Source organism: Segniliparus rugosus ATCC BAA-974 (assembly GCF_000185725.2).
Classification (GTDB): domain Bacteria; phylum Actinomycetota; class Actinomycetes; order Mycobacteriales; family Mycobacteriaceae; genus Segniliparus; species Segniliparus rugosus.
Window position 1 is genome coordinate 1,454,160 of the sequence record NZ_KI391954.1, and the last position, 13,405, is coordinate 1,467,564.

A 13,405-nucleotide genomic window follows, 5' to 3' on the forward strand; every position below is an offset into this window, starting at 1 on the left:
ATCTTACGATTGGCCGCCCTAAGACTGCCGCCACGGCAGTCCTTCCGCGCGCCAGCCGGTCGAGCCCCGGTGCTTCTCCTGGTCGAGCGCGCCTTCGAAGCCGTCGAGGATGTTGTACGCGGGGCCGAGGCCAGCTGCGGTCGCGGCCTGCGCGGCGGCGATGGAGCGCTGGCCGGAGCGGCAGAGGAAGACCACGGGGCCGCCGCCCCGCACGCCAGCCTCGCGCAGCTCGTCGAGGAAGTTCGCGTTGGGCGCGCCGTTGGGGTACGTCGTCCACTGCGCGAGCACCACGGTTTTGCCGATGCTCGACACGTCCGGCACGCCGACGAACTTCCACTCCGCGTCCGTGCGGACGTCGACCAGCACGGCGGCAGGCTCGGTCTTGAGGATCTCCCACGCCTGCTGCGGAGTGACGTCGCCTGCGTAACCCATAGTCGTCTCCTTCGTGAACTTCGGCTGACGAAGCTTGCTCGTCGCGCTCTCGGCCTTAGCCTCGCACACTTTCCAACGGCATGCCACAAGCCTCCCCCGCCGGATCGGCGGTGGCGGGGGCGGACGGCCGGCCCGCGTGCTGGGTGGCCACGACGCACGCGAGGACCAAAACGGCGACCGCCGGCATCGACGGCGGCACGCGCTCCCCCATCAACGTCGCCGACCAGCCAAGGGTCATCAGCGGCTGGGCCAGTTGCAGCTGGCTGGCGCGGGCCACCCCGGCCCGCGCCATGCCCCAGTACCAGACCACGAACCCGCCGAACTGGGAGACCAGCGTGACGTAGGCGAGGCCGAAGACCGCCTTCCCCGTCGGGTGCGCGGGCTCTGCGGCCAGCGCAACGGCGGAGACTGCCACCATGCACGGCAGCCCTGCCACCAGCCCCCAGGCGATCACTTGCCACCCCGGCATGTGCGCGGACAGCCGCCCGCCTTCGGCGTAGCCAGCCCCGCACACCAGCACGGCGGCCGCGAGGTACGCGTCGCCGAGGGTCGGCAGGCCGTGGTTTTGGCTCAGCGCGAACCCAACGACCAGCGCGGCCCCGGCGAGCGCCGCGACCCAGAACGCCCGAGGCTGGTTCCGTCCGGTGATCCAGCTGCTGAACGCGGCGGTCGCGAGCGGCAGCACGCCGATCACGATGGCCGAGTGCGAGGTGGACGAGGTGGTCAGCGCCAGGCTGGTCAACAACGGGAAGCCGACGACGCATCCGGCTGCGACCGCGGCGAGCCCGCGCAGGTCCGCGAGGCGCGGCAACGGGGCGCGCACCGAGGCCAGGCAGATCGCCGCGAGCGCGCCGGCGAGCGCACCGCGCAGGCCGGTGCTCGTCCACGGGCCGAACCCGGTCAACGCCCATGCCGTCGCGGGGAAGCTGAAGGAGAACGCCACCACGCCGGCTCCGGAGGCAAGGAGCCCTCGCGCTTGCGAAGCGCGCGAGTCGTCGCACGCGAGGGCCGTCCCACAGCCAGTCGAAGCCGTTACCGACGATCTGCGAGTAGCGCTACCATATATTCTCATGTTTGATAGTAGCAGTTCGGAGAAGATCCTGAAGGATCTGCGCGAAGAAGTGCAGCGCTACCCGCCTGGCACGAAACTGCCGTCGAGCCGTGCGCTGGTCAAGCGGTATCGGGCGAGCGCGGGGACCGTCAGCCGGGCCATCGCCGCGCTCGCGGGCGAGGGACTGGTCGATCCGGTGCCGGGGTCCGGGGTGTTCCGCGCGCAAGAGCGCCCCGGCCGGGCGCGCGCGGTGGACTGCTCCTGGCAGGAGGTGGCGCTCAACGCCGAGCCGGGCGGCCTGGCCGCGACGGTCCGGCACGACGCCGCGAGCATCCTCTCCTACCTCCAAGTCCAGCCCCCCGAAATCGTGGACCTGGCCAGCGGCTACCCGCACGCCTCCCTCCAGCCGGAGCAGGCGCTCGCGGCCGCGCACGCCAGGGCGGGCCGCCGCCCCGGCGCGTGGGCGAGGCCACCGGTGGAAGGCATCGCCGAACTGCGCGAGTGGTTCGCCAGGGACATCAGCGCCGCGCTCTCCCCCTCCGACGTGCTCGTGTGCGCGGGCGGGCAGGGAGCCCTCGCCTGCGCGCTGCGCTCGCTCGCCCAGCCAGGGGCGGCGGTCCTCGTGGAATCGCCCACCTACCCAGGAGTCCTCGCCGCCGCGAGGGCCGCGGGCCTGCGGCCTGTCCCGGTCCCCGTCGACGCGGACGGGGTGCGGGTCGAACTCTTGGCCAAAGCCTTCGCGAGCTCCGGGGCGGGCGTGTTCGTCTGCCAGCCGCTGTTCCAGAACCCCACAGGAGCCACGCTCGCCGCCGAGCGGCGCCCGCTCGTCCTCGCCGCCGCGAGGGAGGCGGGGGCGTTCGTGGTGGAGGACGACTTCGTGCGCCGCCTCGGCCACGGCGGCCCGCTGCTGGCTCCGCTGGTCGAGGACGACGCGGACGGCCGAGTGGTCCACATCCACTCCCTGACCAAGGCCACCTCGCCAAACCTCAGGGTCGGCGCGCTCGTCGCGCGGGGCGCGGCGTTCGAGCGGTTGCGGACCGCTCAGGTCATCGACAATTTCTTCGTCCCCAAACCGCTGCAAGAGACCGCGCTGGAGCTGGTCGGCTCCCCCGCGTGGCCCCGGCACCTGCGGTTCCTCGCCGCCGAGCTGGGCCAACGCCAAGCGGCCTCGGTCTCGGCCCTCGCCGAGCGGCTGCCCGAGTTCGAGGTGACGCTCATCCCGAAGGGCGGCTACCACCTTTGGCTTCGCCTGCCCGAGGATTCCCCGGAAGAAGCCGCCGTTGTCGCCGCCGCTCGACAGGCGGGAGTCGTGGTGACCTCGGGCGGGCCGTACTTCGCGAGCGAGCCCTCCGCCCGTTTTCTGCGGCTGAGCTACGCTGCGGCTTCGAACGTCGCGGGAGTCCTCGATGGCGTGCGCAGGCTGGCCGAGGGCTGGCGCGCGGCGCGCTCAGCGTAAAGTGGAGCATCGCCATGCCTTTGTCGCTGTAACCAAGTGAAAGTGTGAGATGACCGAAGCTCCGTCCCAGTCCAACACCACTGGCCCCTTGCGTGTCGCCGTCGTCGGAGCCGGTCCTGCCGGTATTTATGCCTCAGACGCGCTCATGAAGTCCGATGTGCCCGTCTCCATCGACCTCTACGAGAAGATGCCCGCGCCCTTCGGCCTGATCCGGTACGGCGTCGCCCCGGACCACCCCCGGATCAAAGGCATCGTGCAGAGCCTGCACAAAGTCATGGACAAGCCGGAGATCCGGCTCATCGGCAACGTCGAGTTCGGCCGCGACATCGACATCGATATGCTCTCCAAGCACTACCACGCCGTCATCTTCTCGACCGGAGCGGTGAAAGACCGAAAACTCGGCATTCCCGGCATCGACCTCGACGGCAGCTACGGCGCTGCGGAGTTCGTCGGCTGGTACGACGGCAACCCCGACTTCCCGAGGACGTGGCCGCTCACCGCGCGGCAGGTCGCCGTGCTCGGCGTCGGGAACGTCGGCCTCGACGTGGCCCGCGTCCTCGCCAAGACCGCGGAAGACCTCCTGCCCACCGAGATCCCGCCGAACGTGCACGAGGGCCTGCTGCAGAACCAGGCCGTCGAAGTCCACGTCTTCGGCCGCCGGGGCCCGGCCCAGGCGAAGTTCACCCCGCTGGAGCTGCGCGAGCTGGACCACTCGCAGACCATCGAGGTCATCGTGGACCCCGAGGACATCGACTACGACGAGGGCTCCGAGCAGGCGCGGCGCGAGTCGAAGATCACCGACATGGTGGCCACGATCATCCAGGACTGGGCCATCCGCGACCCCGGCGACCGTCCGCACAAGCTCTACCTGCACTTCTTCGAGTCGCCCGTCGAGGTGCTCGGCGAGGACGGCAAGGTCGTCGGCCTGCGCACCGAGCGCACCACGCTCACCGGCGACGGCAACGTCAAAGGCACCGGCCAGTTCAAGGATTGGCCGGTGCAAGCGGTGTACCGGGCCGTCGGCTACTACTCCGACCCCCTGCCGGGCCTCCCGTTCGACGACGAGGCCGGGGTCATCCCGAACGAGGCGGGCCGCGTGGTCGGCGAGCATAACGCGCACATCCCCGGCGTGTTCACCACCGGCTGGATCAAGCGCGGCCCGGTGGGCCTGATCGGGCACACGAAGGGCGACGCGAACGAGACCGTGGCCTGCTTGCTGGCCGACCACGCCGACGGCAAGCTGTGGGCCCCCGAGCGTCCGGACCTCGAATCCGTGGACCAGTACTTCGCGGACAAGGGGCACGAGGTCACCACGTGGGACGGTTGGTACCGGCTCGACGCGCACGAGCGCGGCCTCGGCGAGCCGCAGGGCCGCGAGCGGGTCAAGGTGGTCGAGCGCGAGCACATGCTCGACGCGTCGCGGGAGAAGTAGGAGCCGGGGAACGCGCCGCCTGCGCCCGGCCCAGGCGGCGTTCGCCCGGCCGGGCGCCGATGCTGCCGATCAGCTCGCGGCGGGCTGCGCAGGCCGAGGCCAGACGCGCCCGTCCCGCTTCTTCTGCCGACCAGAATGCCTCAGGTCTCCCGGCCCCGTCCAGGACCAAAGTATCGAATATATTTTCGATAGAATTTTCTTCGTTTATCCGTTCGATCCATATGGCGATGATTGGTTCGACAGGTTGCCTCGTGATCGAAGAGCATGCCTTCTAGAGTGATCAGATTCCTCATATGGCGCGGTCTTCTTATGGGGATGGATCGAACACCACGCGCTGCCGCGTTGTCCTCCTCGGCCTGCTCCCAGCTTTAATGCGCGTGGCCGAACGGGTCGGTGACCCCCGCCATCCACGGGTCGCGAGTCTCTTTCCGCCACGTGTCGAGCTGCTCGCGCAGATCGGCCAACGCGTCCGCGCGCTCGGGCCGGTCCACGAGGTTCGTCAGCTCCAGCGGATCGGCGGCGAGGTCGTACAGCTCTTCCGGCGGCCGGCGCAAGAAGCTCTCGACGCTGCGTTGGCCGAGCTTCGCCCCCGGCGTGGAGCTGATCGCCTTCCAGCTCGGCCCCTCTGCCATGTCTGAGGCGATGTCGAACGACAAGTGCGGTTCGAGATTGCGGTAGTAGCTGTACTGCCGAGTGCGCACCGCCCGCATCGGGTAATACTGGTTCACCTCGTGGAACGAGTGCGTCGCGAAGATCCGGTCCCAGCCTGCCGGGTCCTCCTGGCCGAGGATCGGCAGGAGCGAGCGCCCCGGCAGCTTGTAGCGGTAGTCCGCCGACGGGCGGACCCCGGCCCAGTCGAGCAGCGTGGGCGCGATGTCGATCCAGCTCACCATCGCCCGGTTCCGCACGCCCGGCTTGCCGAGGCCCGGAGCCCGGATGATCAGCGGCAGATGGATCCCCTCGGCGTAGAGCGCGTCCTTCGCCCCTGGGAAAGGCCTGCCGTTGTCGCTGAGGTAGACCACCAGCGTGTCGTCCTCGCGTCCGGCTTTTTGAGCTCGTCGAGCAGCAGCCCCACGCCCGCGTCCATCCGGCTCACCGATTGGTAGTAGTCGGCGAGGTCCTCGCGCACCTGGGGCAGATCCGGCAAATGCGAAGGGATCTGCACCTCGGACGGGGCGTAGCGGACCGTCGGGACTTCCGGCCAGTCTCGTGTGTTGCCGAACCCGCCCGGCGCGCGATGCGGGTCGCTGAAGCCGACGACGAGCAGGAACGGCTTGCCCGCCTGCTCTCGCAGCCATCCGCCCGCCGCGCGCGCGAGTCGGGCCACATCGCGGTTGCCGGTCTCCTCCGGGGCGAGTTCGGCTCCGAACGCCATCGGCTTGACGTGTTTCTTGCCGACCAGCGCGGTGGCGAACCCGGATCGCTGCATCATCTCGGAGATCGTCTCCACGCCGTCCAGCAGCGAAAAGTTGTGCACGTCGTGCGCGAGGCCGTACATGCCGTTGGTGTGCGAGTACAGCCCGGTGAACATGGTGGAGCGGCTCGAGCTGCACGAGGAGACTGTGGCGTAGCCCTCGGTGAAGAACGTCCCCTCCTGCGCCAGCTTGTCCAGCTCCGGGGTCCGCACCGGAACGCCGAGGCTGGACATGTCGGAGCCGTGGTCGTCCGCGATGACGAGCAAGACCGAGCGCCGTCCCGCGCCGGAAGCGCCCGACGGGGAACGCGAGGTGTCGCAGGCCGCCGCCCCCAGCGCGAGCGCGACGGCGGACAGGCCGAGCAGGCCTCTGCGGTCGATTTCCATAATGCTGCCTCCCTCAATCGATCAGAGACCCGAGTATCCCACGCGGGACGCGAGGGCGTCAGACCCCGTCGACACGCTCGAGGATCCGCGCAAATATCGTCGAGGGGACGCGCTCCTCCTTGGCCGAGGAGGAGCGCTCCGGACTGATCGGACGCCTCGCCCAGCAGCAGGACGCGTTCGTCGCGGCTAACCGCAGGCGGGCGCGCTAGCCCGCGAAGCCCTGGTACGCGGTCGAGTCGCCGAGCAGCGCGCGGCTCGGGCGCCCGTCCGCCCCGACCGGCACGTCGCCCGCGACGGTGACCCGGTGCAGCTTGCGGAACTGGTTGTCGTAGTCCGACACTCCATAGTGCTGGGTGGCTCGGTTGTCCCACACGGCGACGTCGCCGAGGCTCCAATGCCAGCGGACGGTGTTCTCCAGCTTGGTGATCCGGTCCTGGAGGATCCGGTAGACCGCGTCGGACTCCGAGGGCTTGAGGTCGAGGATATGGCTGACGAACTGGCCGAGCAGGAGGGTGCGCTCCCCCGTCTCCGGGTGCACGCGCACCACGGGGTGCTCGGTCTCGTACTGGACGGAGCGGAACTCCTCGTACTGGGCGCGGCCTTTCTCCTCGTCCTGGCCCTCGTGCGCGTCGCGCTCGTGGGTGCGGGCGTAGTCGTAGCGGTTGGTGTGCACCGCGCGCAACGACTCCGCCAAAAGGCGCAACGGCTCGGGGAGCCGGTTGTACGCCGAGGTGGTGTTGGCCCACGCCGTGGTGCCGCCGTACTCGGGCAGGGCCACCGGGCGCAGCACCGAGAACGCGGGCGGGCTGTCCACGAACGTCACGTCGGTGTGCCAGCTGTCCGAGCGTCCGTGCTCGGAGTTGACCTCCAAGATGGCTCCCTCGGTGCGCGACCGGAGCGTCGGGTGCCCCAGGGTCAGCGGCCCCAGCTGCTCGGCGAACGCCCGCTGCCCGGCGTCGTCGAGGTGGTCTTGGCCTCGGAAGACGACGACCTTGTGGTCGAGGACGGCCTGGCGGATCGCCAGCGCGGTCTGGGCTCCGAGGTCCGCGCCAAGGCGGACTCCGGTGATCTCGGCTCCGATGTCCGAGGTGAGCTTGCGCAGCTGGGCTCCCTCCGGGAGGCTGGCGGCCAAGGCGGGGTTCGGGTGGGCGATGGTCATCTGGCTTCTCCTTCTGTTCGGTGCTCTGCTGGCCCGGCGCTGGTTCGTCCTGGAGCCGAGGGTCTGGCGCTCAGCCCTGCTCGCGCCAGCGGGAGGCGCGCCGTTCGAGGGCTGTGAGGACGGCGTTGACGACCAGGCCGACCAGCGCGATGGCGAGGACGCCGACGTACATGTCGGGGATGGCGAAACTGGACTGGGCCGCCGTGATGAGATAGCCCAGCCCCGCCCGCGCGCCCACCATCTCCGCCGCGATCAGCACCAGGATGCTGGCCGCCGCCGCTTGCCGGACGCCGGTGAAGACGGAAGGGACCGCGCCGGGCAGCACCACCTTGCCGAACAGCGCCACATGCCCGAACCCCATCGACCGGGCGGCCTTGACGAGGAGCGGATCGACAGATCGCACTCCGGCGATCGTCCCCAAGACGACGGGGAAGACCGCGGCGTAGAGCACGAGGGACACTTTCGAGGTCTCGCCGATGCCCAGGACGAGCACGAACACCGGGAGCAGGGCGAGCGGCGCGGTGTTGCGGAACAGCTCCAGCACCGGATTCGCATAGTCGGCGACGCGGGGGAACCACGCGATGGCCAGGCCCAAGGGCACTCCGAGCGCCACGGCTGCCGCGAAGCCGAGCCCGGCCCTTGTCAGGCTCGCGCCGAGATGTTCGGCGAGCTGGCCGTTGCCCAGCAGCGTCCATCCGGCTTTGAGCACTTCGGACAGTGGCGGCAGGAACACCGAGTCCACCAGGCCGGCCCTCGGCGCGATCTCCCACAGCGCAAGGAGCGCCGCAACGCCCGCGGACTGGCGGAAGGCTTTGCCCGCCAGCCGGCGCAGACCGCCCCGCCGAGCGGGCCCGGCCGCGACCGGCTCGGACTGCCCGCCTGAGCGCGGTTCGTCGCCGGGCACGGTCGTTCGTTCGAGAACAGCGGCTTCAGGCAACTCGCGCCTCCGCCCTCTCGCGCAGCTCGCTCCAAATCTCGTGGCGGTACCTGCCGAACACGGCGGAGGAGCGCACGTCCTCCTCGCCCGTCCGGCGGCCCGGCAGCTCGATCTGGAAGATCCGCTTGATCCGGCCCGGCCTCGGCGCGAGCACCGCGACGCGGTCGCCGAGGTAGACGGCCTCTTCGATGTCGTGGGTGATGAACACGACCGTTTTGCCGGTGGAGCGCTGGATCTGCAGCAGTTGGTCTTGCAGTCCCTCGCGAGTCTGCGCGTCCAGCGCCCCGAACGGCTCGTCCATCAGGAGCACTTCGGGGTCGAACGCGAGGCTGCGCGCGATGGCGACGCGTTGGCGCATCCCTCCGGAGAGCTGCGCGGGATAGCGGTTCGCGAAGTCGGCGAGCCCGACCAGGTCCAGATAGTGCCGGGCCGTCTGCTTGCGCTGAGCGCGGGAGAGCCCCTTGGCCTCCAGGCCCAGCTCCACGTTCGCCTGGGCGGTCCGCCACGGGAGCAGGGCGTACTGCTGGAAGGCGACGCCCCGGTCCAGGCCGGGCCCGGTGATCCGCTTCCCGTCGAGCGAGATGACGCCCTGCGTGGGCTGGTCGAGGCCGGTCAAGAGGTCGAGCAAGGTGGACTTCCCGCAGCCCGAGGGGCCGACGAGGACGAAGAACTCCCCCGAGGCCACCTCGAACGAGATCCGGTCGAGCGCGAGACCGTCCGCCCCAGGGAGCGCCCCGAAGCGCTTGCTCACCGACGACACGATGATTTTCGCCGGTGTCGGGATCTCCGTCATGCTGCCGCTCCCTGCTCCTCGCCTGCGAGGTACGGATTGAACTCATTGGTGTACGCGTCCTCGGCCCGCACTTGGCCGGGCGAGAGTTTGCCGGTGCGCACCAGCCGGTCGATCCAGACTTGGAACTCCGCGTCCCGCATCACCCCGCCTTTGGCCGGAACGGTGGAGGTCATGTAGTACTGCACCGCCTCGACGGACTCGGCGCGGTGGCGGCGGCGGATGATGTCGAGGAATTTCGCGCGGACCTCCTCTGGCGCGCGGCTCTGCGCCCAGACCAGCGCGCGGGCCACGCCCTGCACGTAGTCTTTGAGCACGTCCGGGTTCGCCTGGATGTAGCCCTTGCGGAAAACCTGGCTGCCGTAGCCGAACGGCCCGAACAGCGACTGGTCGGAGAACACCCGGCGCAGCCCGCCCCGCCGCTCCGCGGCGATGAGGAAGCCGCCGGAGAGCGCCGCCGCGTCGACTTGGCGATTGCGCAGCGCCGTCTCCTGGCTCACCGGCGGCACCACGACCTCGGTCAGCTTGCCCGCCTCTTGTTCCGGCACGCCCTGCCGGAACAGCCATTCCCGCAGCACCATCTCGGAGTGCGCGCCCATCGTGTTGAGCGCGACCGACTTGCCGATCAGATCCTTGGAGTCCCGGATCGGGCTGTCGTCGAGGACGACGTACGCCGTGTTCGGCTCCACCTGGTCGGCCCCGTAGTACGTGATGACGCTCTGCACCTTCGCCTTGGCCGCGACGAGTTTGACCACCGCGCCGTCGAACGCCTGGCCGACGTCGACCTGGTCGGTGGCGACGGATTGGATGTCCTGCGGGCCCGAGGTGGTCGATCCGACCCATTGCAGCTTGACCTTGTGGAAATAGCCGAGGTCCTCGGCGAGCTCCTGCCACAGCACCGTGCCGGGCCAGCCTTGATAGCGGATGACCGCTTTCCCCTCCGCGTCTCGCACCGCCGAGGTCGGGATCGCGCAGCTCGCCGCCAGCGGAGCCGCCGCGACGAGCGCGAGGCCGGCCAACGCCCGGAGCGCGGCGCGTCGGGGGCTGGCGGTCATGCCATCCAGGTATAGTTCCGAACCCTTGCCCACAGGCTGGGCTTGTTCGGCTGGCGACGGGCGTCGTCGCAGCTCTCCCGCCCTTTCCGAGTTGGAATCACATGGGCGCGGAAGTTCGCCCCCCCCGCTACGGGCGGATCTTGTCGGCGATCCGGTCGAGCGCTTTGACCGCCGCGCCCCGGTACGGGGAGTCGGCGTAGGTCTTCACACGGATCAGCACGTTGCCCGCGACGCGGACGGCGACGAAGTCCTTGCGGTAGAGCGTCGGCACCCGCGCCTCGTACACCTCGGTCGTCCCGTCGTCGCGGACGATGGCGAGGTCAACCGGATCCGGCGGATTCATCGGATGCTCTTCGCACTTTCGGATCACCGAGGCCACGTCGGGCGGCGGCACGCAGGGCGCGACGACCGAGAAACCCGCCGCGCAGACCTGCGCGCTCTGCCCGAGGCGTGCGAACGCCTCCCGCGCGGCTTCCGCGTCCGGATACACGGCGACAGCCTGCTCGATACTCGGCACGCCCAGCCCGCCGTCGGACAGGCTCGCGCTCCTCGCGCTCGCGAAATCCTCCCCGAACAGCTGTTGCGCGCTGTACCACGGCGTGCATTGCGGCGGGTCGAAGCGCGTGCCTTCCCATTCGGAGACGATCTTGCCCGAGGGCTGGAGCGCGGTGAACGAGGCCCGTCCGCCTTCTCCGCGCACAAGCGCGTTTCCTTCCTCTGCGCCGAGCAGCAAGGAGTCGATCTGCGCGGCGGGGAAGGCGTGCGCCTCGCCGACAGCCCCCCAGGCCAGCCCCAGCACGCCCAGCGCGCCGACGACCCCTCGAAATCCCATGCGCCGATCATAACCGACGCGACCGGGCGAGGAAGGCCGCAAGCCGCTCGCTCTGCGGGCGGTCCAGCATATCCGCCGGGCTCCCCCGCTCGGCGACTTTGCCCTCGTACAGGAAACAGATCTCATCCGCGACCTCGCGGGCGAAGCCGAGCTCGTGGGTGGCCAGGAGCATAGTCGCCCCGTCCGCCCGGACTTGGCGCAACAAGTCCAAAACCTCTCCGGTGAGTTCGGGGTCCAACGCAGCGGTGACCTCGTCGAGCAGGAGGAGCCTCGGACTTGTCACGAGGGCCCGCGCGATGGCGACGCGCTGTTGCTGCCCGCCGGAGAGCTCGCCGGGCTTCGCGCGCGCCTTGTCCGCGAGCCCCACCCGGTCCAGCATCGCCAGCGCCTGCTCGCGCGCTTCGCTTTTGCGCTTGCCGTGCACACGGATCGGCGCGAGGGTCAGATTGTCGAGCACGGTGAGATGCGGGAAGAGGTTGTACGACTGGAACACCACGCCCATTCGGGCGCGCACCGCGTCGGCCGCGACCCTGGGGTCGCAGATGTCCTCCCCCTCGAAGAGGATCACCCCGTCGTCCACCGTCTCGAGCAAAGAGAGGCAGCGCAGCAGCGTGGATTTCCCCGAGCCCGAGCCGCCGATGAGCGCAACGCACTGGCCAGGGGCCAGATCGACATCAAGGCCGTCCAGCACCGTCTGTCCCCGATAGGCTTTCCGCACCTCCCTGGCGCTGAGCACGGGCGTCATAACCCCGGCCTCCCCGCCTCGTGCCAGCTCTTCCGCCGCGCGTACCAGTCCGTGAACCGGGCGAGCGGGATCGTCAGCGCCACGAACAGCGCGCCCGCCACAACGTACGGGGTGAAGTTGAAGTCGCTCGCGGTCTGGATCTGCGCGGCTCGGATCGCGTCCACCACGCCCAGGACCGCGATCAGCCCGGAGTCCTTCTGCAGGCTCACCAGGTCGTTGAGCAGCGCGGGGGCGACCGCCCTGATCGCCTGGGGCAGCACGACGAACCGCATCGTCGCCCCGCCCCGCAGGCCGAGCGCGCGGGCGGCGAGGCGCTGGGTCTGCGGGACGGACTCGACGCCCGCGCGGAACACCTCAGCGACATAGGCCGAGTACGTGAGGACGAGCGCGGCCGCGCCCCAGAACAGCGCCTCTTTCGGCAGTCCTTTCAGCCGCAGCGCGGGCGCGCCGAAGCCGAGCAGGAAGATCACCAGGAGCACCGGCAGGCCTCGGAAGAGATCCACATAGCCGGTCGCCAACGCGCGCAGCGGGAAGAGGACCGGCCCGCGCGAGGTCCGCAGCAGCGCCAGCCCGAGGCCCAGCAGGAAGATGAGCGCGGCGCACAGCACCGTGACGCGGATGTTCAGCCACAGCCCGTCGAGCACTTTCGGGAGCGCGGCCTGCGCCTTGGCCGGGTCGAAAAAGCTCGCGCGCACCCTCGGCCAGCCCGGAGCCGAGCCGACTGCGAGGACGAGCGCCGCCAGGACGACGAGGGTGCTCGCCCCCGCGACGAGCCACGACCGGTAGGCCATGCGGCGGCGGATCCGGTCGCGTTCCTGCTGGACCGCAGAAGGCCGGTGCGCGGTCGAGGCGTTGGCTCTGTTCGCGCTCATCGCAGCGTCGGGACTCCTGCGCCCTCGCCCAGCCAGCGGCGTTCGAGTTCGGCGAGCGAACCGTTCTGCCGCAGACGGCCGAGCGCCTCGTCCACGCACGAGGTGAGCGGGCTGCCCTTGCCCAGCACAAGGCCGAACTGTTCGTCGGCGACTGAGGGAATCGTGCCGACCACCGCGACCTCCCCGTCGGAGATCCGGGTCCGGGAGCTGCTGTTGATCTCGAATCCGGTGGGCAAGTCCACGACCAGCGCGCCCACTTGGCCCGAAAGGAGCGCCTGCGCCGCCAGGTCGTTCGTGTCGTAGTACGCGACTGGCTCCTTCGGCTTGACCACCTGCTCGACCGACTGGGCGCTTGTGGTGCCGACGACCACGCCGATCTTCTCCCCCGCCACCTCGGCGAGGCTCGGAGCCGACGGAGCCGCTGGGCCCGGCAGGACGCCTCGGATCTCCAGCACCACCTGCTTCACCCGGTAATAGCCGGTCGAGAAGTCCACCACGCGGCGGCGGGCCTCGGTGATCGAAACCTGGTTCACGTCGAAGTCGAACGCCTTCTCCCCCGGGGCGAAGGCGTTGGCGAACGGCACCCGCGTCCAGACCACTTGCTCTTTCGAGAAGCCCATCTCCCCTGCGACGGCGTACGCGAGCGCGGACTCGTATCCTTGCCCGTTCGCGGGGTCGTCGCTTCGGAACCATGGCGCGTACGCGGGCTGGTCGGTGGCGACCGTCAGCTTGCCCGGAGCGCGCAAGGGCAGCGCCGCGATGTTCCGGCAGTCTGCGGGGCGCACCGGGCCGTCGTCCTCGGGAGCGCAGCCGACGAGGCCGAGCCCGAGCACGACGGCCCCG

Annotated in this window: 12 protein-coding genes and 1 pseudogene; 2 read left to right on the forward strand and 11 right to left on the reverse strand. The window is 70.1% G+C overall.

Annotated features, from left to right (window positions below):
- Positions 1–18: 18 nt before the first annotated feature.
- Both HMPREF9336_RS16690 and HMPREF9336_RS16695 read right to left on the reverse strand, forming a co-directional pair.
- Positions 19–432, reverse strand: coding sequence for a rhodanese-like domain-containing protein (locus HMPREF9336_RS16690; protein ID WP_021030905.1), 414 nt, complete (start codon positions 430–432; stop codon positions 19–21).
- 55 nt (positions 433–487) lie between these two features.
- Complete coding sequence (locus HMPREF9336_RS16695) at positions 488–1,378, reverse strand: DMT family transporter (RefSeq protein WP_007468971.1); 891 nt, start codon at positions 1,376–1,378, stop codon at positions 488–490.
- Between the two features lie 124 nt (positions 1,379–1,502).
- Between HMPREF9336_RS16695 and HMPREF9336_RS16700 the strand changes: the two genes are divergently transcribed.
- Complete coding sequence (locus HMPREF9336_RS16700) at positions 1,503–2,939, forward strand: aminotransferase-like domain-containing protein (RefSeq protein WP_021030906.1); 1,437 nt, start codon at positions 1,503–1,505, stop codon at positions 2,937–2,939.
- A gap of 49 nt (positions 2,940–2,988) precedes the next feature.
- Entirely contained in the window at positions 2,989–4,371 is a 1,383-nt protein-coding gene (locus HMPREF9336_RS16705; RefSeq protein ID WP_007468974.1) for an FAD-dependent oxidoreductase, read from the forward strand.
- Positions 4,372–4,739: 368 nt separating this feature from the next.
- On the opposite strand, the pseudogene HMPREF9336_RS19375 reads toward HMPREF9336_RS16705, so the two are convergent.
- From HMPREF9336_RS19375 to HMPREF9336_RS16750, 9 genes and pseudogenes are all read right to left on the reverse strand, one after another.
- Positions 4,740–6,172: pseudogene (locus HMPREF9336_RS19375) on the reverse strand (sulfatase family protein).
- Positions 6,173–6,377: 205 nt separating this feature from the next.
- Positions 6,378–7,331 carry a TauD/TfdA dioxygenase family protein gene (locus tag HMPREF9336_RS16715; protein ID WP_007468976.1) on the reverse strand — a complete coding sequence of 318 codons (954 nt, stop codon included), beginning with the start codon at positions 7,329–7,331 and terminating at the stop codon, positions 6,378–6,380.
- A gap of 70 nt (positions 7,332–7,401) precedes the next feature.
- Positions 7,402–8,235: an ABC transporter permease gene (locus tag HMPREF9336_RS16720; protein ID WP_156920444.1), complete on the reverse strand. Its 834-nt coding sequence runs from the start codon at positions 8,233–8,235 to the stop codon at positions 7,402–7,404.
- Between the two features lie 25 nt (positions 8,236–8,260).
- The gene (locus HMPREF9336_RS16725; protein WP_007468978.1) at positions 8,261–9,061 is read right to left on the reverse strand and encodes an ABC transporter ATP-binding protein; all 801 of its coding nucleotides are present in this window, start codon (positions 9,059–9,061) and stop codon (positions 8,261–8,263) included.
- Positions 9,058–10,113, reverse strand: a complete 1,056-nt coding sequence (locus tag HMPREF9336_RS16730) for an ABC transporter substrate-binding protein (RefSeq protein ID WP_021030909.1) — start codon at positions 10,111–10,113, stop codon at positions 9,058–9,060. Before HMPREF9336_RS16730 ends, HMPREF9336_RS16725 begins: the two co-directional genes overlap by 4 nt.
- A 127-nt stretch (positions 10,114–10,240) precedes the next feature.
- Positions 10,241–10,945, reverse strand: coding sequence for a sensor domain-containing protein (locus HMPREF9336_RS16735; RefSeq protein WP_021030910.1), 705 nt, complete (start codon positions 10,943–10,945; stop codon positions 10,241–10,243).
- A gap of 7 nt (positions 10,946–10,952) precedes the next feature.
- A complete protein-coding gene (locus HMPREF9336_RS16740; RefSeq protein WP_007468981.1) occupies positions 10,953–11,690 on the reverse strand; it encodes an amino acid ABC transporter ATP-binding protein in 738 nt (245 codons plus the stop codon).
- A complete protein-coding gene (locus HMPREF9336_RS16745; RefSeq protein WP_007468982.1) occupies positions 11,687–12,562 on the reverse strand; it encodes an amino acid ABC transporter permease in 876 nt (291 codons plus the stop codon). Before HMPREF9336_RS16745 ends, HMPREF9336_RS16740 begins: the two co-directional genes overlap by 4 nt.
- Positions 12,559–13,395, reverse strand: a complete 837-nt coding sequence (locus tag HMPREF9336_RS16750) for an ABC transporter substrate-binding protein (protein ID WP_021030911.1) — start codon at positions 13,393–13,395, stop codon at positions 12,559–12,561. The genes HMPREF9336_RS16745 and HMPREF9336_RS16750 overlap by 4 nt, the downstream gene beginning before the upstream one ends.
- Positions 13,396–13,405 lie beyond the last annotated feature (10 nt).